Annotated in this window: 20 protein-coding genes and 1 tRNA gene; 9 read left to right on the forward strand and 12 right to left on the reverse strand. The window is 67.2% G+C overall.

What is annotated here, in order from left to right:
- Positions 1–128 precede the first annotated feature (128 nt).
- Genes FFS08_RS09800 through FFS08_RS09810 form a run of 3 tightly spaced genes read left to right on the forward strand, consistent with a single transcriptional unit; the run spans position 129 to position 5,478 of the window.
- A complete protein-coding gene (locus FFS08_RS09800) occupies positions 129–1,499 on the forward strand; it encodes a dicarboxylate/amino acid:cation symporter (RefSeq protein ID WP_137864570.1) in 1,371 nt (456 codons plus the stop codon).
- Complete coding sequence (locus FFS08_RS09805; RefSeq protein ID WP_137864569.1) at positions 1,469–4,555, forward strand: TonB-dependent receptor domain-containing protein; 3,087 nt, start codon at positions 1,469–1,471, stop codon at positions 4,553–4,555. Before FFS08_RS09800 ends, FFS08_RS09805 begins: the two co-directional genes overlap by 31 nt.
- On the forward strand, positions 4,555–5,478 hold the full coding sequence (locus FFS08_RS09810; RefSeq protein WP_137864568.1) for an alpha/beta hydrolase: 924 nt from the start codon (positions 4,555–4,557) through the stop codon (positions 5,476–5,478). The genes FFS08_RS09805 and FFS08_RS09810 overlap by 1 nt, the downstream gene beginning before the upstream one ends.
- Before the next feature lie 13 nt (positions 5,479–5,491).
- On the opposite strand, the gene FFS08_RS09815 is transcribed toward FFS08_RS09810, so the two are convergent.
- From FFS08_RS09815 to FFS08_RS09830, 4 genes are all read right to left on the reverse strand, one after another.
- Positions 5,492–5,878 (reverse strand): hypothetical protein, encoded by a 387-nt coding sequence (locus FFS08_RS09815; RefSeq protein ID WP_137864567.1) that lies wholly within the window; start codon positions 5,876–5,878, stop codon positions 5,492–5,494.
- The gene (locus tag FFS08_RS09820) at positions 5,871–6,278 is read right to left on the reverse strand and encodes a MerC domain-containing protein (protein ID WP_137864566.1); all 408 of its coding nucleotides are present in this window, start codon (positions 6,276–6,278) and stop codon (positions 5,871–5,873) included. Before FFS08_RS09820 ends, FFS08_RS09815 begins: the two co-directional genes overlap by 8 nt.
- A gap of 63 nt (positions 6,279–6,341) precedes the next feature.
- Positions 6,342–8,534, reverse strand: a complete 2,193-nt coding sequence (locus tag FFS08_RS09825; protein ID WP_137864565.1) for a TonB-dependent receptor — start codon at positions 8,532–8,534, stop codon at positions 6,342–6,344.
- A gap of 95 nt (positions 8,535–8,629) precedes the next feature.
- Entirely contained in the window at positions 8,630–8,971 is a 342-nt protein-coding gene (locus tag FFS08_RS09830) for a DUF2946 family protein (protein WP_171015339.1), read from the reverse strand.
- Between the two features lie 454 nt (positions 8,972–9,425).
- Between FFS08_RS09830 and FFS08_RS09835 the strand changes: the two genes are divergently transcribed.
- Complete coding sequence (locus FFS08_RS09835; RefSeq protein ID WP_249341254.1) at positions 9,426–10,376, forward strand: glycosylasparaginase; 951 nt, start codon at positions 9,426–9,428, stop codon at positions 10,374–10,376.
- 28 nt (positions 10,377–10,404) lie between these two features.
- Positions 10,405–13,422, forward strand: coding sequence for a TonB-dependent receptor domain-containing protein (locus tag FFS08_RS09840; protein ID WP_249341253.1), 3,018 nt, complete (start codon positions 10,405–10,407; stop codon positions 13,420–13,422).
- 179 nt (positions 13,423–13,601) lie between these two features.
- On the opposite strand, the gene FFS08_RS09845 is transcribed toward FFS08_RS09840, so the two are convergent.
- Together FFS08_RS09845 and FFS08_RS09850 are read right to left on the reverse strand one after the other, a co-directional pair.
- Positions 13,602–13,676 (reverse strand) — tRNA-Gln (locus tag FFS08_RS09845).
- Between the two features lie 23 nt (positions 13,677–13,699).
- Positions 13,700–14,797 carry a branched-chain amino acid aminotransferase gene (locus FFS08_RS09850; protein WP_137864562.1) on the reverse strand — a complete coding sequence of 366 codons (1,098 nt, stop codon included), beginning with the start codon at positions 14,795–14,797 and terminating at the stop codon, positions 13,700–13,702.
- A 67-nt stretch (positions 14,798–14,864) separates the two neighbouring features.
- Between FFS08_RS09850 and FFS08_RS09855 the strand changes: the two genes are divergently transcribed.
- From FFS08_RS09855 to FFS08_RS09865, 3 genes are all read left to right on the forward strand, one after another.
- Positions 14,865–15,350: a MarR family transcriptional regulator gene (locus tag FFS08_RS09855; protein ID WP_137864561.1), complete on the forward strand. Its 486-nt coding sequence runs from the start codon at positions 14,865–14,867 to the stop codon at positions 15,348–15,350.
- Positions 15,351–15,525: 175 nt separating this feature from the next.
- Positions 15,526–16,476, forward strand: coding sequence for a bifunctional helix-turn-helix transcriptional regulator/GNAT family N-acetyltransferase (locus FFS08_RS09860; RefSeq protein ID WP_137864560.1), 951 nt, complete (start codon positions 15,526–15,528; stop codon positions 16,474–16,476).
- A gap of 187 nt (positions 16,477–16,663) precedes the next feature.
- Positions 16,664–17,113 (forward strand): GNAT family N-acetyltransferase, encoded by a 450-nt coding sequence (locus FFS08_RS09865; RefSeq protein ID WP_137864559.1) that lies wholly within the window; start codon positions 16,664–16,666, stop codon positions 17,111–17,113.
- 121 nt (positions 17,114–17,234) lie between these two features.
- On the opposite strand, the gene FFS08_RS09870 is transcribed toward FFS08_RS09865, so the two are convergent.
- From FFS08_RS09870 to FFS08_RS09895, 6 genes are all read right to left on the reverse strand, one after another.
- Entirely contained in the window at positions 17,235–17,843 is a 609-nt protein-coding gene (locus FFS08_RS09870) for a hemerythrin domain-containing protein (protein ID WP_137864558.1), read from the reverse strand.
- Positions 17,844–17,904: 61 nt separating this feature from the next.
- Complete coding sequence (locus FFS08_RS09875; protein ID WP_502702019.1) at positions 17,905–18,699, reverse strand: pyrroline-5-carboxylate reductase family protein; 795 nt, start codon at positions 18,697–18,699, stop codon at positions 17,905–17,907.
- Complete coding sequence (locus FFS08_RS09880) at positions 18,696–19,199, reverse strand: type III secretion system chaperone family protein (protein ID WP_455431369.1); 504 nt, start codon at positions 19,197–19,199, stop codon at positions 18,696–18,698. The genes FFS08_RS09875 and FFS08_RS09880 overlap by 4 nt, the downstream gene beginning before the upstream one ends.
- 103 nt (positions 19,200–19,302) lie before the next feature.
- Positions 19,303–19,614, reverse strand: a complete 312-nt coding sequence (locus FFS08_RS09885; RefSeq protein WP_137864557.1) for an accessory factor UbiK family protein — start codon at positions 19,612–19,614, stop codon at positions 19,303–19,305.
- A gap of 18 nt (positions 19,615–19,632) precedes the next feature.
- Entirely contained in the window at positions 19,633–20,190 is a 558-nt protein-coding gene (locus tag FFS08_RS09890; protein ID WP_137864556.1) for a TspO/MBR family protein, read from the reverse strand.
- A 71-nt stretch (positions 20,191–20,261) separates the two neighbouring features.
- Positions 20,262–20,999, reverse strand: a complete 738-nt coding sequence (locus tag FFS08_RS09895; RefSeq protein ID WP_137864555.1) for a TlyA family RNA methyltransferase — start codon at positions 20,997–20,999, stop codon at positions 20,262–20,264.
- Positions 21,000–21,127: 128 nt separating this feature from the next.
- On the opposite strand from FFS08_RS09895, the gene FFS08_RS09900 reads away from it, so the two are divergent.
- The gene (locus tag FFS08_RS09900) at positions 21,128–21,805 is read left to right on the forward strand and encodes an RBBP9/YdeN family alpha/beta hydrolase (RefSeq protein ID WP_137864554.1); all 678 of its coding nucleotides are present in this window, start codon (positions 21,128–21,130) and stop codon (positions 21,803–21,805) included.
- Positions 21,806–21,887 lie beyond the last annotated feature (82 nt).

Consider the following 21,887-nt stretch of genomic DNA (forward strand, 5'->3'; position numbering starts at 1 on the left):
ATGTAATCCAAATACTTACTCCGAAATAGCCGAAGCTCTGGAGAGCCGTGGAGAGACGGATATGGTGCACGGCCAAGGCCCGAGCACAAGAGGCCGCGCGCGCCATGCCGGCGCGACGAGAGGAGAGTATGATCATCCAGTCGATCCCCGACGGGCAGCCCATCGCTGCCCGCAAGCCCTTCTATCGGCACCTCTATTTCCAGGTGCTCGTGGCGATCGCGCTGGGCGTGACGATCGGCCATTTCTGGCCGTCCGTCGGCGAATCGTTCAAGCCGCTCGGCGAGGGCTTCATCAAGCTGGTGAAGATGGTGATCGCACCGGTGATCTTCCTCACCGTGGTGAGCGGGATCGCCGGCATGCGCGAGCTGGGCTCGGTCGGCCGCGTCGCCGCCAAGGCATTCGGCTATTTCCTGTTCTTCTCCACGCTCGCGCTGATCATCGGCCTGATCGTCGCCAATGTCGTCCAGCCAGGCGCGGGCATGAACGTCGATCCGCGCACGCTCGACGCCGGCGCGGTCGCCGACTTTGCGCACAAGGCGCACGAGACGACGATCACCGGCTTCCTGATGTCGATCATCCCAACGACTCTCGTCTCAGCGCTCACCGAGGGCTCGATCCTGCAGACGCTGTTCGTCGCGGTGCTGTTCGGCGTCGCGATGGTGCTGGTCGGCAAGCCCGCCGAGCCGGTGCTCGATCTGGTCGAGCGCGTGGCCCTGATCGTCTTCCGCGTCGTCGGCATCCTGATGCGCGTCGCGCCGATCGGCGCGTTCGGCGCGATGGCCTTCACCATCGGCAAATACGGCGTCGAATCGCTCGGCAACCTCGTCTGGCTGGTCGGGACCTTCTACGCCACTTCGCTCTTCTTCGTGCTGGTGGTGCTGGGCATGGTTGCCCGGCTGCACGGCTTCTCGATCCTGCGCCTGCTCGCCTATCTGAAGGCGGAGCTGCTGCTCGTGCTGGGCACCTCCTCGTCCGAGGCCGCGCTGCCCAGCCTGATGGCCAAGCTGGAAGGCGCCGGCTGCGAGAAGGGCGTGGTCGGCCTGGTCGTGCCCACCGGCTATTCGTTCAACCTCGACGGCACCAACATCTACATGACGCTCGCCGCGCTGTTCATCGCCCAGGCGACCGGCGTGCACCTGAGCTGGGAAGAGCAGATCCTGCTCGTCCTCGTCTCGATGCTGAGCTCCAAGGGCGCGGCCGGCGTCACCGGCGCCGGGTTCATCACGCTGGCGGCGACGCTGTCGATCGTGCCGAGCGTGCCGGTGGCGGGCATGACGCTGATCCTCGGCGTCGATCGCTTCATGAGCGAGTGCCGCAGCCTGACCAACTTCGTCGGCAACGCCGTGGCCGCGATCGTCGTCGCGCGCTGGGAGAACAAGCTCGATCGCGCCGCGCTGGATGCGGCGCTCTCGGGTCGCACCCTTTCGAAATCAGAAGACCTAGAACAAATAAATCAGGGAGAGAGCACATGGGGAAGGGATATCGGCACATCGTCCTGACGGCGGGCAGCGCGCTCGGCGCGCTGATGATCGCGCAGGCGGCGCAGGCGCAGGAAGCGCGGGCGCCGGCGAGCCAGGGCGCGCAAGCGGAGCAGGAAGCCCCGGCGGCGACCGAGGAGATCGTCGTGGTCGGCACCCAGATCAAGGGCGCCAGCACCACCGCCGCCCTGCCCGTCTCGGTGATCGACGCCAACCAGATCGACGCCACCGGCGCGCTTTCGGGCGACGAGCTGTTCCGCTCGATCCCGCAGGCCGGCGACGTGACGTTCAACGAATCGAACAACCCGCAGACCAGCAACGCGGCGCGCGGCGACGTCAATTCGATCAATCTGCGCAACCTGGGCGTCGGCAACACGCTGGTGCTGCTCAACGGCCGCCGCCTGGTGAACCATCCCACCAGCCAGGCGGGCGACGGCAACGTCCCGGTGCTGGGCTACAACGCCAATTCGCTGCCGGTGGCGGGCATCCAGCGGCTCGAGATCCTGCGCGACGGCGCCGCCGCCATCTATGGCGCGGACGCAGTGGCGGGCGTGGTCAACACCGTCACCAGGACCAACATCCATGGCGGCTCGCTCGACTTTCGCTATGGCGGGGCCGAGGGCACGCATCGCCGCGAGTTCCAGGTGACCGGCACGGCGGGCAGCAACTTCGCCGGCGGACGCGGCAACGTCTCGCTGTACCTCGACTATACCCGCCGCACCGCGCAGCTCGCCGAGGACCAGCCCTATACGGCGACGGACAATCTCATGTCCTATTTCGCCGACGATCCCGCCTATGCCGGCAACCTCGCCGCCGACGGGCGCGCCACTCAGTCGCCCTGGGCGAACCTGGCGGTCGTCAACGGGCCCGGCACGATCCGCCGCAGCCCCGGCAACCAGGCGCTCACTTCGTCGGCCGGCGCCTTCCACACCCAGTCGGCCGCCAATCCGGGCTGCCTGGTGACGCTCAGCGCCGATACCTGCCTGGGCAGCGGCACCCGCGCGACGGCATCGACGCTGCGCTCGGAGCGTTTCGACACGCGTCCCGGCACGACGGTCTCGCCGCGCATCAACCGCTACAACAGCTTCGCCAGCGCGCATTACGACATCTCGGACAGCGTCACGCTCTATGGCGAGGCGGGCTTCTATTATGCCGAGACGCGCCGCATCCAGCCGCCGACGATCAATCTCAACGCGATCGTCATCCCGGCCTCCAACTATTGGAACCCGTTCGGTCCGACGACGATCAACGGCCAGCCCAACCCCAACCGCATCTCCGGCCTCACCAACGTGCCTGCCGCCGGCCTGGCGGTGCGCCTTTCCACCTATCGCTTCGTCGATGCCGGCAAGCAGGAAGTGAACGTCACCAACTGGCAGTCGCGCTTCCTGGGCGGCGTGAAGGGACAGATCGGCAGCTTCGATTTCGACAGCGCGATCCTCTATTCGGAAGCGCAGGCGGCCGACGTCTCCAACGCCATCAACATGACCAAGCTGCAGCAGAATCTCGCGCTGTCGACGCCCGATGCCTATAATCCGTTCAGCGGCGGCTGCGCGGCGACGCCGAGCGTGGGAGACTGCTCGCCGGCTTCGTCGACCACGATCGATTCCTTCCAGTTCGAGCTCCGGCGCCGCTCGAAGACGACGCTCGCGCTCGCCGATTTCAAGATGTCGAACGCGCGGCTGCTCGCCCTGCCGGGCGGCAATCTGGGCGTTGCCTTCGGCGTGGAGGGTCGCCGCGAGACGCAGCGCGACGATCGCGATCCCAATCTGAACGGCACGATCGGCTTCGTCGACATGGTGACCGGCGAGACCAACCTCTCGAACGTCGCCGCCGTCAGCCCGACGCCGAGTACCCGGGGCGCCCGCACCGTCTTCTCGGCCTTTGCCGAGCTCGCCGTGCCGGTGGTCTCGCCCGAGATGCACGTGCCGCTGGTCCATCGCCTCGATGTCCAGCTCGCCGGCCGCTACGAGCATTACAGCGACTTCGGCTCGGTGGCGAAGCCCAAGGTCGCCGCGGCCTGGGACCTGGTCGACGGCCTGCGCATCCGCGGCTCCTGGTCGCAGGGCTTCCGCGCGCCGAACCTCGAGCAGACCAACACCGTCGCCTATTCGCGCCTGAACTCGAACACCGACTATTATCGCTGCGAGGCGGACCTGCGCGCCGGGCGCATCGCCAATTACGGCGCCTGCTCGCGCGGCATCAGCTATTCGATCTTCGTCAGCGGCAATCCGAACCTCAAGCCCGAGAACAGCACCAGCTGGACGCTGGGCACCGTGCTCCAGCCCAAGTTCATCCCGGAAAGCGCCGGGCGGCTGACGCTGACCGCCGATTTCTGGTCGATCAAGCAGACCGGCATCGTCGGCCAGTTCGGCGCGCAGAATGCGCTGGTGCTCGACTATCTCCTGCGCCTGCAGGGATCGAGCAACCCGAACGTGATCCGCGCCGCGCCCACGGCGGACGACACGCCGGTCTTCACCGGCACCGGCCTGGCCCCGGCGGGCGTCGTCACGCGGATCAATGACCAGTTCGTCAACCTGCTGCCGCAGACGGTGCAGGGCGTCGACGTGGCACTGCTCTACAATGTCCGCACCGGCATCGGTAAGTTCGACCTGGCGCTCAACGGTGCGCGGCTGACCAAGTTCTCGCGCGATACCCCGCCGGCGGTGCAGGCCCTGTTCGACGCGCGCACTGCGGGCCAGATCAACGCCGCCACCCCGCTCACCGACGCGCGCGATCTGATCGAGGATCGCGGCAAGCCCAAGTGGCGCGTCACCGGCTCGCTCACCTGGTCGAAGAGCGGCTGGCAGATCGGCGCCTTCGCCAACTATATCGGTACGGTCTACGACACCAATTTCCTCGATGCGAACGGCAAGCCGTACAAGCTCGAGGGCCAGGTGACCTTCAACCTCTACACCCAGTATCGCTTCAAGGGCGGCGTGCTGGACGACACGCGCATCCGCATCGGCGCGCGCAACCTCTTCGACAAGCAGCCCCCGATTACCGCCGACGGCTATCTGGGCTCGCTCTACAGCCCCTATGGCCGCTATCTCTACATGACGATCGGCAAGAGGTTCTGATGCGGCTGTTCCTCCTCTCCCTCCTGGCCGCGGTTCTCGCCGCGGCCAGTCCCGCCCTTGCCCAGGACGGGCTGGGGGCGCCCGAAGTCCATGCAGTGTGGCCGGGCAAGGCGCCCGGCTTCGGCAAGCCCGCGGGCCCGGAGAAGGTCGGCAATGAGGGCGGGCAGACCGGCTCCTATTCGAACATCTCGGAGCCGCGCTACGAAGTCTATCGGCCGAAGCACCCCAATGGCGCGGCCGCGCTGCTGCTGGGCGGCGGCGGCTATTTCCGCATCCAGATCGGCTCGGCCAGGGACGTGGCGGCCAGGCTGGCGGCGGCGGGGATCACGCCGGTGATCCTCTATTACCGCCTGCCCGGCGACGGCTGGAACGCGGACGCGCCCTTCCAGGACGCGCAGCGCACGCTTCGCCTGCTCAAGGCCGGCGCCGCGCGCTGGGGCCTGGATCCCGCGCGGATCGGCGTGGTCGGCATGTCGGCCGGCGGGCATCTCGCCGGCATGATGGCGACGCGCGGCGGCCATGACTTCTATCCGCCGCAGGACGAAGCCGACAGGCTGAGCGCCGTCCCCGCCTTTGCCGGGATGATCTATCCGGTCGTGTCGATGCGCCCGCCGATCGACACGACGCAGACGCGCAAGAAGCTCTCGGTCCTGCCCGATTATCGCGACGCCTATTCGGTCGAGGCACAGGTGGGGCCGGATACGCCGCCCGTCTTCCTCGCGCACGCCACCGACGATCCGATCGCCAATGTCGAGCATTCGCTGCGCATGTTCGCGGCGATGCGCGCGGTCGGACGGCCGGTCGAGCTCCATGTCTTCGAGAAGGGCGGGCATAGCTGGGGCGCCGGCAAACCCGGCACCGAGGTTTCGCAATGGCCGGACCTGTTCCTCACCTGGCTGCGGCTCCACCGGGTCCTTCCCTGATCCGGGTGGCGCGCTAGTCGCGCCTTCGGACGCAATCGGCGCAGCGGCCCGGAAGCTCCGCGAAGATCCGATGCGTCCGGAAACCGACGCGTGCCGCCGCCGCCTGGATCGCAGCCCGCATATCCTCGCCCGGCGCCGTCAGGATCACCCCGCAACGCGTGCAATGCAGGTAGAGCGGCTGGTCGCCGTCGCGCAGCAGATAGCCCCGCGCCAATAGCAGCTTCTGCACCTTGCCGGCACCGACCAGCTGCCGCAGCGCCCGGAATACCAGGCTGGGGGCCGCCGGATCGCCGCTGTCCCGCAATCGCTCCACCAGTTCCAGGCCGCCGAGCGGACCGGGCGCCTGCGCGAGCAGCGCCACGATCCGCTCGGCCAGTTCGCCCGCGCGGCGCCTAGCCATGGCGATGGCCGCGATGGCGCAGCCGCCAGTTGCCGATATGCGCCGCCGCGAGGCAAAGGCTGCCGGCGATCGTCACCGGCGCTTCCGCGGCGCTCTCGGCGAAGAGGAGCACCGCCGCGGCCATCAGGGCCAACCCGGCCCCGCCCAGCGCCAGTATCTCCGGCTGGTCGTGGCGGCGATAGCCGGCGATCAGCGCCAGCGCCGAGCTGGGGATGGCGAAGGCGAGCAGCCAGAGGTGCAGCGCCTCCGGTATCGCCACCATCCGCGACAATGCCGGCAGCGCCGCGAGCAACAGGGGCAGCCCGGCGCAATGGACCAGGCAAAGCAGGGACGCGCCGACCGCCGCGCGCTCGACCAGGTCGATCGTACGGGTCCGGCTTGCGTGCGGATCGCAACGCATGCGGTGTCTCCAAGCCGAAGGGGCGGCCAGGCGGCGTCCGTTTCCGGCGCGCCGCCGGGCCCGTCAGAAGCCGAGCCGCAGCGTCGCCCGCAGATCCCGGCCGGCAAGCGGCGCGAAATCCTTCAGGAAGCTCGAATGGCGCCGCGCATCGACATCGAAGATGTTGTTGGCGCTCAGCGTCAGCGAGATCTTCCGGTTCTCCGCGAAGGGCCTGATGCTCAACGAGGCGTTGGTGAGCGTATAGTCGTTGGTCGGCGTCTCGAACGCGGCGATGCGGTCCTGGGCCCAGACATGCTCGACTTCGACGCGGGCCGTCAGCAGGCTCGACTGCGCCTCGAGGCCGCCCAGCACGCGCAGCGGCAGGATGCGGGGCACCGGATCGCCATTATTGCCCTGGCTGGCACGAACATAATCGCCCAGCACGTCGAAGTTGATCGCATAGTCGCCGATCCGGGCGAGCCGGGCGGACAAGTCGCCCTCGAGCCCGTAATAGCGGGCCTTGACCTGCTGGAACTGGAAGCAGGGCAGATCGACGTCGCGGCCGCTCGGCGCCGCTGCCGCCTGACAGACGCTCTGCGCGACCTGGTTCTCGGAGATATAGCCGTTGAACCAGTCATAATAGGCCGAGGCGTCGAAACTGAACCCGTCCTTGTGGATGTGCAGCGTGGTCTCGAGGCCCCAGGATTTCTCCAGCCCGAAATTCGGGTTGCCGAGCTCCCAGGCCTGGGTGCCCGCATGCCCGCCATTCGCGAACAACTCCTCGCCCGAAGGCGCACGCTCGGTCCGCGAGGCGTTGATGCCGATGCGGACATCGTCGGACAGGGCATAGGAAAGCCCGGCCGATCCCGAAATGGCATCGAAGCTGCGCTTCGCATTGGGGAAGCGCAGGTCGCCCGCCGCGGGGTTCGACTGGAGGCTGCTATGCTCGTAGCGGATCCCGCCCTCGGCGCGCAGCTTGCCGAAATCGAACTGCTGCAGCGTGAACAGGCCGATCTGGCTCGTATTGTTCTGCGGCAGGAAGGCCTCGTCGCCGACCACGTTGAAGTTGCGATGATAATATTGGACGCCCGACGCGCCCTGCCAGCCGCCGCGATTGGCCTGCACCAGTTCCAGCCGCCCCTCGAAACCCTTATTGTAGAAGGCGGTGCCGATCGCGCCATCCTCCTCGAGCTCGAAATGGCGATAATTCGCATAGCCGGCGCGGGCGCGGACCTTGCCGATGAAGCTGCCGCCCGTGTCGATGTCCGCACGGAAATCGAAGCGGTTCTGGAGCACGTCGAGGCGCGGTGCCTCCTGCCCTTCGCCCGAAGCCAGCGCATAGCGGATCGGCACGCCGTAGAGGCTGTCATAATGCGAATAGGACACGCCGATATTGGCGCTGTCGCTGACATAGGCCAGGCCGGCGCCCGCGGTCCAGGTCTCGGCCTGGGTGTTGGGCAGCTTGCCCTTCAGCCTCGCGGTCAGCGCGAAATCGGGATCGTCGGGCGTGGTCGGGCCCGCCGCGGCGGCGAGCGCCTGGGCCCGGGCCGTGGGGCTCAGCACATAGCCGCCGATCTTCAGATCGTCGCTCTTCGAATAGGAGCCGTCGGCGTGGAAGACGAAGTGCCCGCCCAGCGCGACATCGCCCGCGCCGGCGATCGAGCGCTCCTTCGCGGCCGAGCCATAGGTGGCGATGGCGTCCACGTCATAGCCGTTCTCGGGCAGCGCACGCGGGATGCGCTTGTCGATCACATTGACCACGCCGCCGATCGCCGAGGAGCCGTAGAGCAGCACCGACGGACCGCGCAGCACCTCGATGCGTTCGGCGAGCAGCGGATCGATGATCACGGCATGGTCGGCCGAGGTGTTCGAGACGTCGATCGAGCCGATCCCGTCGGTGAGCACGCGGACGCGCTCGCCCTGGAAGCCGCGCAGGATCGGCCGCGAGGCGCTGGGGCCGAAGGAAGTGGCCGATACGCCGGGCTGCTTGGACAGCGTCTCGCCGATGCTGGGGCGCAGATCGCGAGTGAGCTGTTCGCCCGAAATGACCGAAGTGCCGGCCAGCACATCCTTCTCGCTGGTCGGCAGGATGCCGGTGACGACGATCTCGTTGCCCTGATTGCTGGCCGTGCTCTGCCCGTCCGGGCCGGCATCGTTTGCTGCCGCCGGATTGGCGGGGGGAATGGGCGACTTGTTGCTGTCGGGACCGGCGGCATGGGCGGCGGCGGGGATGGCGAGCGCGAGCGTGGCTGCGCTCAGCAGGAACAGATGACGCATGGAAATAGACTCCGAGAACCTTGGTTTTTTTCGCAGGTGGAACCGGGACGCGGAGTGCGGCGCAAGACTGCGCCGCGCTGGACGGTCCGGATTCCCTAGGTCTGGAGCGGCAATGGTGGCGCCCGGCTTCGCGCGGTCCTCGGGGGCTTGAAAAAGGATAGAATGGGCAGGTGCGCCGGTGCGGTATGGAATGCGACCGGCGCCGGTGCGGCAAGCGAGACGGACGCGGGAAGCAGCACCGCCGCGACATTCGCCACTTCCCTGCAGATCGGACAGTTCGCCGGAGAATCCGCGGGCGCCTGGCGATCCGCTGCCTTGCCGATGCCAGTCCAGCCCGAATCCGCCGCGCCCAGCACGACGCCGCGATCGAAGTGATTGTGCGTCTGGACGACGGCGCCTTGCCAGACGAACGCGAGCAGCAGGACGCAGAGGAGCACCCACCGCGTCGCGGTTCGATACCCGCCACGCTGCATCCTCGTTTCGCGCAAGCGATTCGGGCGGCTGCCAGTCACGGCCGCCGCGATGCAACAAATATGTTATGTTGTAAAGTATCACACCTTAACCTGCCGCGCGAGGCTTGCCCCTGGCGCGAACATGGCATGCCTCGCCCGGTGCCAAGGGGCGCCCTCGAGCCGAAACCGCCCACCCACCGCGCCACGACCATCGCCCCGGCGCGAGTGGCGTAATTTTGCAACTGCCATGCGGGATGTTCGCGACACATGACGTCCGCATCCCTTTTGGAATTGAAATAGATTTTCACCTATGACAGCTTTACTGCAATCGGGCCCTGGCACCGGCGCCCCGGCACGGGAGGGTCGCGGCCGGACGGCCAAGTCATTGGGGTGATGTTCAGCGATGGAAACGTCTCGCCGCGGCGCAATGGCATTGGGAATGGCAGGCGTCGCCGCGCCTGCGCTCGCCCGCCCTACGCAACGCACGCTGATCCTGTCGACCTGGGATTTCGGCGCCCCCGCCAATGCCGCGGCCTACGCCCAGTGGCGTAAGAGCGGCAGCCTGCTCGACGCAGTCGAAGCCGGCGCCCGTGTTCCCGAAGCCGATCCCGAGAATCATTCGGTTGGCCATGCCGGCTATCCCGATCGCGACGGGCATGTGACGCTGGATGCAATCATCATGGACGATCGCGGCAATGTCGGCGCGGTCGCCGCGCTCGAGGATTTCGCGCATCCGATTTCGGTGGCGCGCCGAGTGATGGAAAAGACGCCGCACACCTTCCTGGTCGGCGAAGGCGCGCACCGCTTTGCCGAGGCCGAAGGCTTCGACAAAGTGGCGATGCCGACGCCCGAAGCCAGGAAGGCGTGGCATGACTGGCTTGAAACCGCCCGCTACAAGCCGGTCGCCAATATCGAGAACCAGCGCGGATCGGCGCTCGACCATGACACGATCGGCATGTTGTTCTGCGCACCCGGCGGCCGGCTCGCCGGCGCCTGCACCACTTCCGGCATGGCATTCAAGCTGCGCGGCCGCGTCGGCGATTCGCCTCAGGCCGGCTCGGGCCTGTTCGTCGAAGCCGGTGTCGGCGGCGCCACCGCCACCGGCGTGGGCGAGGAAGTTACCCGGATCGCCGGGTCCGCGCGCGTGGTCGCGTCGATGCGCGCCGGCATGTCGCCCCAGGCCGCCTGCCGCGAGGCCGTGCTTCACATCGCCAGGCTCCGCGGCGACGCGGTGCGCGACGCGCAGGTGGCCTTTCTCGCGATCGACCATCGCGGCCGGATCGGCGCCTTCGCGCTCGAGCCCGGCTTCACCTTTGCCGCGACCGACCTTGCGGGGCGAACGCGGATCCGAGCCGCCGAAAGCTTGAGGAAGCGCGCCGCGGCCAAATGACTCGAACCGATTTCCAAGGGGGGAAGTAATGAAGAAATCCAATGCATTGCTGCTGAGTTCGACCTGTTTCGCCGTGCTGCTCGCCACGCCCGCAATGGCACAGGACACGGTGCCGGAAACTGGCAGGGACTCCACTGCCAACGCCGGGGACGAGGGCTCCCTCGTCGTCACCGGCACCCGCATCGTTCGCCTGAACAATCGTTCGGCCGCGCCGATCATCACCACCACCGCCGCCGAGATCGCCGCACAGGGCGCGACCACGATCGAGGAAGTGGTCAACCGCCTGCCGCAGGTGCAGGTCAACTCCGAACAGAATTTCAGCGACTCCGAAGGCCGCCAGCGCATCAAGCTGCGCAGCCTGGGCTATGAGCGCACGCTGATGCTGATCGACGGGCTGCGCATCGGCCTGCCCAACACGGTCGACGTAGGCATCATCCCGAACGCGCTGGTCGAGCGGATCGACGTGCTGACCGGCGGCGCCTCCTCGGTCTATGGCTCGGACGCGGTCGCGGGCGTCGTCAACTTCATCCTGAAGAAGAATTTCAGCGGCATCCGCATCGACGGCAACTACAGCTTCTTCAACCACAGCAACCGTTCCAGCGCGGTGACCGACGCCGCGCAGCGGGCGGGGTTCAATCCAGCCAGCGGCTCGGCCAATGATGGCGGCCGTGCCGATGTCAGCCTCGCCGCCGGCACCAACTTGTTCGACAACCGCGTCAACATCTCGACCTTTGTCGATTATCGCCAATCGAGCCTGGTCCGCCTGCGCGACCGCGCCAACGCCGTGTGCGAAGTGGTGACGACGAGCAACACCTCGCCGCTCTCCTGCTCGCGGGCGACCTATACGCCGGCCGGCACGATCATCCCGCGCGCCGGCGCCAGCAGCGGGACGACGCTCGTCAACAACCCGAACGGCAACGGCACCTTCATTCCGATCAACAGCGGCCCGGCGGGCGCTTCGGCCAATCCCTATGACGATTGGGCGTTCCAGCGGCCGTTCAACCGCGTCAACGCGGGCGGCTTCCTGACCGCGCAGCTGAACGACCATATCGAGTTGTACAGCAACGTGCTGTGGTATCGGGACAAGTCGTACAACACGCAGCTCAACCGCACCTATTCGTACAGCGTCTATGGCAGCACGCCCTATCAGGTGAACTGCGACAACCCGTTCCTCTCGGCGTCGCAGGCGCAGACTCTGTGCGGCGCGAACGCCGGCATGGCGGGCCAGTACGCGCCACTGGACGTGCGCTATCGCTTCGATGGGATGCCGCTGGTTCGCCAGCAGTTCACCAACACGGGCTATCGCGTCGTCGCCGGCCTGCGCGGCCGCGTGCTGGACGATGTCTGGTCCTATGACGTGGCGGGCATGCTCTCGCGCGCCCAGCTCGACACCATCGACGTGCCGTTCGCGAAGTTCGACAACGTCAACCGCTCGCTCGACGTGGTGAACGTCAACGGCCGCCCGACCTGCCGCTCCGTGGTCAACGGCACCGACAAGAGCTGCGTGCCGTTCAACGCCTTTGCACCGTTCAACAACGATACGGCGCTCAACAACTATCTCTATGGTGGCGCCACCGGCGGCATCAGCACGCGCATTCCGCGCCTGCTGCAGTTCATCGGCACCATCAGCGGCGATCTCGGCAAGTACGGCATCACTTCGCCCCTCGCCGAACAGGGCATCGCGATCGCGCTGGGCGGCGAATATCGCGAGGAGATGGAACGCACCATCGTCAACGAGATCTACCAGCAGAACAACGGCGGCACGAACCAGCGCGTCACCCAGAGCATCCTGGAGGCCTTTGGCGAAATCCAGGCGCCGCTGGTCGAGAACCGGTCCTGGACCAAGCTGCTCCAGCTGAACGCCGGCTACCGCTTGTCCAAATACAACCGCCTGGACAACAAGTTCGGCACCTGGAAGATCGAGGGCATCTGGTCGCCGGTCGAAGACATCAGCTTCCGTGCTTCGTACAACAAGGCACAGGCAGCCCCAGGCGTCGGCACCGCTGCCAGCGCGTCCAACATCTTCTGGAACCAGGGCTTCTATGCGGACCCCTGCGCGCCCCGGATCGATCCGGCCAACCCCGGCGGACCGCGCATCGCCCCGGCTGCGACCCAGCAGCAATGCGCCAATACCGGCCTGCCGGCGAACCTCTATGGCAGCACCACGCTGATCTGCCCGGACGATCGCTGCACTGTCCGCGAAGGCGGCTTCAACCTGAAGCCAGAAACCGCATACACCAAGACGTTCGGCGTGGTGTTCCGCCCGCGCTTCGTGCCGGGGCTGACCGTCTCGGTCGATCGCTGGCTGATCGACCTGGAGGACCAGCTTGACTTCCTCCAGCCGCAGAACCTGATCAACGACTGCCTCAGCACCGGCAACGATTATTTCTGCCGCGCCATCGTCCGCAATGCGAACGGCACGCTGTACAGCTCGCCAGCGACGCGCCCGGCCACGGGCTGGGTCGCGCGCGGTTCGGCGAACGGCTATCGCTCGCAGTCGCATGGCTGGGACTTCCAGGGACAATATGATGTCGGCATGGGTTCGGTCGGCCGCCTCGAACTGAGCTTCAACGGCACGCTGATGACGCGGGTCGCCTCGCAGGCATCGCCCACCGCGGTGTCGCGCGATTGCGTCGGCTATTGGGGCAATTCGTGCGGCGAGAGCATGCCCAAATGGGCGCACCAGATGCGCACCACCTGGATCCTGCCCGAGCGCATCGCCAGCGTTTCCGTGAACTGGCGGCACCGCGCGGGCATGCCGCTCGACGTGTACGCGCCGGCCAGCACCGGCATTCCGACGGCGGACCCCAGCCAGCGGCGGGACCAGTTCCCGGGCATCAAGGCCTATGACTGGTTCGACCTGGCGCTCACCTTCGACGTCACCAAGCGGATGACGTTCCGGCTTGCCGCGAACAACATCTTCGATCGCGACCCGCCGATCGTGCCGGACAGCCGTTCGCGCATCGGCCTGCTGCGCGGCAACACGATCATGGGCTATGACCTGCTCGGCCGACAGATCGTCGCCGGTGTCTCGCTGCGCCTGTAACGATGGGGTTGCCCCTCCCCCGGAGACCGGGTCTCCGGGGGACCCGGCCGTGAAAGCCGTCGGATGATGGAAACCCATGCCGAGACAACGGCTCGGCTGCGCGCTTCAGCAGTAGCGAAATCTGAGGCGCGGAATGTCCGCCCATGAGAGGCGGACATTCGCGTAAGCATTCGCTTCATTGGCTGGGGCGGAAGGATTCGAACCTTCGGTACACGGTACCAAAAACCGTTGCCTTACCACTTGGCTACGCCCCAGCGGGAAGCGCGCTTATAGGGACTTAGGACAGCCGTTCAACCCAGCCGTGCGGGTCCGGCGCGGTTCCGCGCTGAATGCCGCCCAGATCCCCCCTGAGCTTCTCGGTGAGGATGCCCGGCCCGCCATTTCCGATCACGAATTCATAGCCGCGCCCACGCACCTTGCCGATCGGCGTGAGCACCGCGGCAGTGCCGCAGGCAAAGGCCTCGCGCAGCTTGCCGCTCTGGGCGTCGGCCTTCCACTGGTCGATCGAATAGCGTTCCTCGCGCACTTCGATTCCCTGCGAGCGCGCCAGGGTGATCAGCGAATCGCGCGTGATGCCGGGCAGGATCGTGCCGCCCAGCGGCGGCGTGACGATCGAGCCATCGTCCATCACGAACATCACGTTCATGCCGCCCAGCTCCTCGACATAGCGGTTCTCGACCGCGTCGAGGAACACCACCTGGTCGCAGCCCTGGTCGATGGCTTCCTTCTGCGCGACCAGGCTGGCCGCGTAGTTGCCGCCGCATTTCGCCGCGCCCGTACCGCCGGGAGCAGCGCGCGTGTAATGCTCGGAGACCCACAGGGTCACCGACGGCGCACCGCCCTTGAAATAGGCACCCGCCGGCGAGGCGATCACCATGTAGAGATATTCGCTGGCCGGTTTCACGCCCAGGAACACCTCGCTCGCGAACATGAAGGGACGCAGATAGAGCGAGCCGCCCTCGATCTCGGGGATCCACTTCTGGTCGATGCGGACCAGCTGGCGGATCGAATCCAGGAACAGCGCGTCCGGCAGCGGCGCCATCGCCATCCGCTCGGCGGATTCGCGGAAGCGGCGGGCATTCTCGTCGGCGCGGAACAGCGACACGCCGCCATCCGGCAAGCGATAGGCCTTCAGCCCCTCGAAGATCTCCTGTGCATAATGGAGCACCGCGGTCGCCGGATCGACCTGGATCGGGCCGCGCGGCAGGATCTTCGCATCGTGCCAGCCCTTGTCGGCGCTGTACTTGATCACCGCCATGTGATCGGTGAACACCTTGCCGAAACCCGGATTGGCGAGCACCGCCGCACGGTCGCCGTCGCTGACCGGGTTGGGATGCGCCTCGAACTCGAAATCCAGGATGGTGGTGTCTTCCATAGCACTCGCCTTCGACTCTGCCGGACCGGCTTGCAGCGGGTTAGGCGCGGTGGCAGAAAGCGTCAACATGGCTGCCCCAATTCCTGCCTCCCCGCTGTTCCTGCGCGAGCCCGAGATCCGGCGCGGCGTGGAGCTGCTCTACTTCGGCTACGCCCATCTGACTCGATCGATCGACGCGGGGCTGGCGGCGCAGGGCCTGGGCCGCGCGCACCACCGCGCGCTCTATTTCATTGCCCGCAAGCCGGACCTGACGGTGAGCGAGCTGCTCGCGATCCTGGCGATCACCAAGCAATCGCTCGGCCGGGTGCTGACCGAGCTGGCCGATCGCGGCTTCGTCGAGACCCGCACCGGCGACCGCGACCGGCGCCAGCGCCTGTTGCGGCTCACCCCCGCAGGGGCGAAGCTGGAAGGCGAGCTGTTCGACGCACTGCGCGAGAAGATGGCCAATGCCTATTCGAGTGCCGGACAGGGGGCGGTGGGCGGTTTCTGGGCCGTGCTCGAAGGGCTGGTGCCCGAGGAAGAGCGCAAGCGAGTGGCGGCGCTGGGGCGCTGAACCGCTCGAGCTGCAAGCCGGCCGCGGCCACTTCCTCACCGCCGCCCCGGACCTGCTCGGGGCGCATCCCGCTTGGACAATATCAGTCCTCCATCCAGGCCGGCTGAGGCGTGCTTGCAGCCGCCTCATCAATATAGCATGATATATATCTTGCTATATTGATGAGGCCCGAACGATGGCGGACGTGCTCGAAGATCTCGGCGACCTGTTTCTCGGAAGCCGCCTGAAGCGCCTCGCGGAACGCCTGCAGGCGGGCGCGGGGCGCGTCCTGCGCGACGTGGGACTGCCGATCCAGCCGGCGCAGTTCCCGATGCTCGCGGCGATCGATCGCTATGGCCCGCTCACGGTCGGACAAGCAGTGGAGGCGATGGGCGTCAGCCAACCCGTCGTCACGCGCACGCTTGCGGGACTGGTCGCGATGGGACTGGTGGAGACGACCCGCGACGAAACCGATCTTCGCCAGAAGACGATCCGCCTGTCGAGCGCCGGCGAAGCGATGATGGCACGGGCCAAGCCGATGATATGGCCGCGCGTGGATGCGGCCGTGAAACAACTCTGCGCAGACCTGAACGGGTCGTTCCTCGACCAGGTGGGCCAGATCGAGACGGCGCTCGACCGGCAGTCTCTGGATGCCCGCGTGCGGAACATCCCGCAGGCGCTGAATATCCGGTCCTATTCGGACGATCTCGCCGAGGCTTTCCACCGCATCAATGCCGAATGGGTGCAGGCGATGTTCACCCTGGAGGAGAATGACGTCCAGATCCTCACCCGCCCGCGCGAGTTGATCATCGATCGCGGCGGCGAGATCCTGTTCGTCGAGACGCCCGATTCCGGAGTGGTCGGCACCTGTGCGCTCATCAAGATCGAAGAGGGCATCTTCGAACTGACCAAGATGGGCGTCAGCGAGGCTGCGCGCGGCCGCAAGGCCGGCGAATTCCTCCTTGCCGCGACGCTCGATCGCGCCCGCGAGATCGGCATGGAGCGCCTCTATCTGCTGACCAACCGCAAATGCGCGGCTGCCATCCATCTCTACGAGAAGCTGGGCTTCGAGCATTCTGGGGAGATCATGCGGCTATATGGCGGCCGGTATGCCCGTTGCGACGTCGCTATGGAATATCGCTGGTAGCGCGGAGCGGCGCCGCCCGTATCGCCACAGTTGCGGAGCTTCCCCGCGCCCGCTACCCTGCTGGCTCATCGACTTGGATTTGCCTCTGTCCGTCACTGCCTAAGGTCCGGGAGCATCTGCTCCCGTCCGAACCCGGATCAGCTTCGCCGCGAACGCGGCGGGCACCTTTGGCATGTGAGATCAAGAAATGTCGGACGACAAATTCGAGCTCGTCGCCTGCGCGCGTGATGGAAGCATCGCGTCGTCGTGCGAGCGGACGCGCGAAATCGACCAGGCCTGTACGGCCACCGCAGCACTGTACGATCAACTGGGCTTCGATCCTCCCTGGATCGGATACATTGCCGTGCTGTCCGGCACGGCTGTCGGCGGAGGCGCATTTGTCGGCCCTCCTGCCGGCAACCGAGTCGAGATCGCCTATTTCACGCGATCCGACCATCAGCGCAGGGGCGTGGCCACGCGAACCGCCAGGCAGCTGGTGGAAATCGCGCGGCGCCACGCGCCGGGCATCGAACTCTACGCAAAGACGATGCCGGAGGAGAACGCATCGACGCGCATTCTCGCCGGGCTCGGCTTTCGGAGGATCGGGACCGATATCGATCACGAAATCGGCGAAGCCTGGGCCTGGTTGCTGCGATGACCCGGCGGCCGGGGCGCCTCCAGGCGCTCCGGCCCTCGTTCGGGAACCTGACGGGGTGCCATACGGACATCGGATCGGCGCCCTTCACCCGCCCCGCCAAGCGAGGGGCGCACCGCCGCCCTCATGCCACCTTGAACCCTTCCCGGTTCATCGCCAGCGTCAGCGCCCGGTTCTTCTCGTCGCTCAACTGGGCGCGCAGCATCGGGAAGAGACGCAGTTCCTCTTCCTCCATATGCGCCTCGATCTCGCCGCGGAACCGGTGGAGCCTGGCGATCCAGTCGGGCGACGCCGTGGGCATGTTCTCCAGCTCGTAGAGATACTGCTTCACATAGCCATGCTCCTTGGTGAGCTGATCGGCGGCATCCCGCTGGCCGGCCTCGCGCAGCGCCGGATAGATGACATTCTCCTCCTCCACCGCATGCTTCGTCAGCGCATGCTTCAGATGCGCGAGCAGCAAGTTGCGCTTGGTGGAGGAATGCTCGTCGGTGGCCTCGATCTGGTCGAAGACCTTGCGCACCGCTTCGTGCTCGGTGGCGAGCGCCTCGTCCCAATTGCCGGCGAGTGCAGTCGGTGCCTGCACCACTGCCTTGCGGCCGAGCAGCGCGAGCACGCCCAGCGCCATGCCGCCCGCGGCGGCACCGGCGATCACGCCGAGATTGCTGGTCGGGCGCGTCCGCTTCGAGCCGGTGAAGCGGCCCTTGCTGTCACGGGTCGCGGTGGTGGTCGTCATGCTACGCCTCCGATGTCACGCTATCCACGCAACAACGGCGGAGGCGGGCGGGCGTTCCGGTCTAGCGCCGGGCGGCCGCAGCCATTTCGGCGCTGCGCTTCGCGGCGGCATCGAGCGTGGCGCGCAGCAACGCCTTGATCGCACCATCGGCGTCGAGCACGTCGAGCCCCTTGCGCGTCGATCCGCCCGGGCTGGCAACCCGATCCGCGAGCACCGCGGGCGGTGCGTCGGCCTGGGCGGCGAGCAGCCCCGCTCCCTCCACCGTGGCGATGGCGAGACGCAGCGCCTGCTCCTCGCCAAACCCGATCGAAGTGCCGGCGGCAGCGAGCGCGTCGATGAAGCGATAGACGAAGGCCGGCCCGCACCCGGCGAGCACGCCGAGCCGGTCCAGGCTCGCCTCGTCGCCCCATTCGACCAGCCCGAGCGGCCGCATCAGCGCGTCAAGGGCCTCGCTGCGGCCGCCCGCCAGTCCGACCACGCCCTTGCCGATCGCCACCGGCAGATTGGGCATGGCGCGCACGATCGCCCCGGCCCGGAACCGGTCCGCGAGCGAAGCCAGCTCGACGCCGGCGAGAATGGAAATGAGCAGCGGCACCCCGGCGATGCGGGCGCCGTGCGCCGCCGCGATCTCGTCGATCTGCTGCGGCTTCATGCCGAGCATCACGGCATCGGGCAGCGGACCTTCGGGGAATGCCCGGCCCTGGCGCACCCCTTCGGGCAGCGCGCGGTCCTGGCGATTGACGACGAAGACCCGCGCGGGGTCCACCGTGCCTGCATCGATCCAGCGGCGGAGCATCGCACCCGCCATGTTGCCGCAGCCGACCAGCCAGAGACTGGCCGGGGGCAGGGCGCTCACGCTTCGCCCTGCGTTTCGATGAGCGCGGAAGCCAGCGCGTCCTGCGGGGTCTTGCCGCCCCACAGCACGAACTGGAACACGGGATAAAAGCGCTCGCACTCGTCGATCGCGCTCTCCACCAGCAGCTCGGCCTGGGCCAGGCTGAGCGTCGGCTCCTCGCCGTCGATCAGCGCGGCGTGGCGGAACAACAGGATGCCGCTCTGCGACCAGAGCTCGAAATGGCCGATCCAGAGCTGCTCGTTAACCAGGCCGATCGTCTCGTACACCGCCATGCGGCGCTCGTCGGCCACGCGGATATCCGGAAAGGCGAGGAACTGGAGCACGCCATCGTCCTCGCGCCAGATCGCGCGCAGCTCATACTCCGTCCAGCTGCCCTTCACCTTCGCCACGATCTCGTCTTCTTCGCGGCTGTGCGTCCAGCCATGCGCGGCGAAATAGCTTTCGAGCATGTCGATAGGGGCTGCGTCGTCGCGGTCGAATTCCGCTTCGTCGAGCATCAGTTTCTCCACTGGGGCCGGATTGCTTGGCCGGAATCTGCCAACCGCATCGGGCCCGCACAAGCGCGCGGTTCACAACCCTGCGCAAAAGCTGTGGACAAGGTGTTTATGCTTGTCCCGCCGGCTTTCTGGGCGATTTCGGCGCCTTGGGCGCTGCCGCCGGCTTGGCAGCGCCGCCCAGCTGCGCCTCGAGCGCGGCGATGCGCGCCGCGAGTGCTTCGTTCTCGTCGCGTGCAGCCACGGCCATCGCCTTCACGGCCTCGAACTCCTCGCGGCTGACGAAGTCCATGCCGCCGATCCACTCGCGGGCGCGCTCGCGCGCGGCGCCTTCGGTCTCGCGGGCGACGCCGGCCAGCGTGCCCGCCGCGCCGTTCACGAACTTCACGAAATCGTCGAACAGGCGGTTGTCGGTCTGCATTTCAAATTCCTCGCGCGATCACTTGATTCGTATTTCGTCAGCCGGACGCGAAGATACAAGGCTTCCCGCGTTCGGATTGAGCTCGTGGATCTGATAGAGAAGCACGCCTGCGAACGCGATCCAGGCGAGATACGGGATCAGCAGCACCGCGGCGAAAGTGCGAATGCGCGCGAAAAGGATGAAGGTGATCAGCGCGAGCACCAGCAGTGCGCCGAGAATCGCCAGCGCCGGCACCACTTGGTGCATGCCGAAAAAGACCGGCGACCAGACGAGGTTCGCCGCCATCTGCACTGCGAAGACGACCAGCGCCGGTCCGCGCAGCGTCGATCCGCGTGCGTTGATGATCATCGCCAGCGCCAGGCCCATCAATATGTAGAGCGCGGTCCACGCGATCGGGAACACCCATTCCTCCGGCATGATCGCGGGCTTCACCAGCCGGGCGAACCAGGGATTGGCGCTGCCCGACGGCGCCAGGCGCGCCGAAGTGAAGCCGAGCAGCAGGATGAACGGCACCGTGACCACGGCCCATCGCAGATAGGCGAGCCTCAGCTGCCCCTTCGATGCGATTTCCCTCAACGCTTGCCTCCGGTTCGTTCCACGCGGGCGAAAGGGCTATGTTGCAGCGCGCCGAAACGCAAGCGTTGCCGTTATGTTTCGCGCGTCGCGGCGATCAGGAACTCGACATTCCCCTCGGGTCCCGTGATCGGGCTGGTGGCGATGCCGTGCACGGTCCAGCCCTGCGCGGCGACCCAGTCCGCCACTTCGCGGCAGACCCGCTCGTGCACCGCGGCGTCGCGCACCACCCCGCCCTTGCCCACTTCGTCGCGCCCGGCCTCGAACTGCGGCTTGATCAGCGCCACCAGCCGGGCGCCGGGGCCGGCGAAGCGGAACGGCACTTCGAGCACCTTGGCGAGGCCGATGAAGCTCGCGTCGCAGACGATCAGGTCGACCAACTCGGGAATGTGCTCCTCGGTCAGGATCCGCGCGCTGGTCTGCTCGTGGACGACGACCCGCGGATCCTGCCGCAATTTCCAGGCGAGCTGGTTGGTGCCGCTGTCCACGGCATAGACGCGCGCGGTGCCGTTGCTCAGCAGCACGTCGGTGAAGCCGCCGGTCGAGGAGCCGACATCGATCGCCACCGCCCCCGTCACGTCCCAGCCGAAATGCGCGAGCGCATGGGCGAGCTTGATCCCGCCACGCGACACCCAGGGATGGTCGCGCCCGCGCACGTCGAGCGAGGTCTCCTCCGGGAATTGCTGACCGGGCTTGTCCACCTTGCGGTCGCCCGCGAACACCAGCCCCGCCATGATCAGCGCCTGGGCGCGCGTACGGCTTTCGGCGAGGCCGCGGTCCACGAGCATCTGGTCGGCGCGCTGCTTGGGCATGCGCTTCCCTTTAGGTCCGTTTCGGCCCGGCGCAACTGGCCATCATTCCATCGCAAGGCTTATTGCCTACTAATTCAATAGGAATAAATTGGAGGTCCGGCCTGCCCTCCCGTTGGAGTGCAATTGCAATGAGTATCTTCGCTCCGTTCGACGAACATTCCCCGATCGTCCTCACCGTCCCCGGGCTCGGTGGCTCGGGGCCCTCCCATTGGCAGACGCTCTGGGAGCAGTCCCGCCCCGATACCAGCCGAGTCGAGCTCGGCATGTGGGACACGCCGCACCGCAACGCCTGGGTGACCAGGCTCGACCAGGCGATCCGCGGCGCCCAGGCGCCGGTGGTGCTCGCGGCGCACAGCCTGGGCTGCCTCGCCGTCGCCTGGTGGGCCGAACTCTCGCCCCAGCCCTTTGGCTGGCCGGTGGCGGGAGCGCTGCTGGTGGCGCCCGCCGATGTCGATCGGCCGGACGTGAAGTCCGAGCTTGCCGGCTTCGCGCCCACCCCGGCCAAGCCGCTCCCCTTCCCCTCGATCACCGTGGCGAGCCGTGACGATCCCTGGATCGGCATCGATCGCGCCCGCGAGCTGGCCAAGGGCTGGGGCAGCTTCTTCGTCGATGCCGGCCCGCAGGGGCACCTGAACGCCGCCAGCGGCATCGGCTGGTGGCACGAGGGGCAGGAACTGCTCGACCGCGTGCTCGATGCCGCGTCCGACCGCTCCGGCCGCGTCCGGACGGCGGCGGACGCGCGCTCCCTGCTCGCGATCAACGCAACCGAAGCCGCCCAGGCGCATTATCTGGGACGGCATGCATGATTCGGCGTGTGGCCGGTGCTTCCGGACGCACGCCACTGGTAACTGCCCGCAAATCCCCTAAATAGGGACTGCGGGCGTGGCC

This window comes from Sphingomonas sp. 1F27F7B, from assembly GCF_005503355.1.
Taxonomy (GTDB): Bacteria; Pseudomonadota; Alphaproteobacteria; order Sphingomonadales; family Sphingomonadaceae; genus Sphingomonas.

Coding starts and splice junctions, on each gene's coding strand:
- FFS08_RS09810 (WP_137864568.1), top strand. CDS start 4,555: ATGCGGCTGTTCCTCCTCTCCCTCCTGGCCGCGGTTCTCGCCGCGGCC.
- FFS08_RS09835 (WP_249341254.1), top strand. CDS start 9,426: ATGGCAGGCGTCGCCGCGCCTGCGCTCGCCCGCCCTACGCAACGCACG.
- FFS08_RS09850 (WP_137864562.1), bottom strand. CDS start 14,797: ATGGAAGACACCACCATCCTGGATTTCGAGTTCGAGGCGCATCCCAAC.
- FFS08_RS09860 (WP_137864560.1), top strand. CDS start 15,526: ATGGCGGACGTGCTCGAAGATCTCGGCGACCTGTTTCTCGGAAGCCGC.
- FFS08_RS09840 (WP_249341253.1), top strand. CDS start 10,405: ATGAAGAAATCCAATGCATTGCTGCTGAGTTCGACCTGTTTCGCCGTG.
- FFS08_RS09800 (WP_137864570.1), top strand. CDS start 129: ATGATCATCCAGTCGATCCCCGACGGGCAGCCCATCGCTGCCCGCAAG.
- FFS08_RS09895 (WP_137864555.1), bottom strand. CDS start 20,999: ATGCCCAAGCAGCGCGCCGACCAGATGCTCGTGGACCGCGGCCTCGCC.
- FFS08_RS09820 (WP_137864566.1), bottom strand. CDS start 6,278: ATGCGTTGCGATCCGCACGCAAGCCGGACCCGTACGATCGACCTGGTC.
- FFS08_RS09805 (WP_137864569.1), top strand. CDS start 1,469: ATGGGGAAGGGATATCGGCACATCGTCCTGACGGCGGGCAGCGCGCTC.
- FFS08_RS09865 (WP_137864559.1), top strand. CDS start 16,664: ATGTCGGACGACAAATTCGAGCTCGTCGCCTGCGCGCGTGATGGAAGC.
- FFS08_RS09900 (WP_137864554.1), top strand. CDS start 21,128: ATGAGTATCTTCGCTCCGTTCGACGAACATTCCCCGATCGTCCTCACC.
- FFS08_RS09885 (WP_137864557.1), bottom strand. CDS start 19,614: ATGCAGACCGACAACCGCCTGTTCGACGATTTCGTGAAGTTCGTGAAC.
- FFS08_RS09855 (WP_137864561.1), top strand. CDS start 14,865: ATGGCTGCCCCAATTCCTGCCTCCCCGCTGTTCCTGCGCGAGCCCGAG.
- FFS08_RS09870 (WP_137864558.1), bottom strand. CDS start 17,843: ATGACGACCACCACCGCGACCCGTGACAGCAAGGGCCGCTTCACCGGC.
- FFS08_RS09815 (WP_137864567.1), bottom strand. CDS start 5,878: ATGGCTAGGCGCCGCGCGGGCGAACTGGCCGAGCGGATCGTGGCGCTG.
- FFS08_RS09825 (WP_137864565.1), bottom strand. CDS start 8,534: ATGCGTCATCTGTTCCTGCTGAGCGCAGCCACGCTCGCGCTCGCCATC.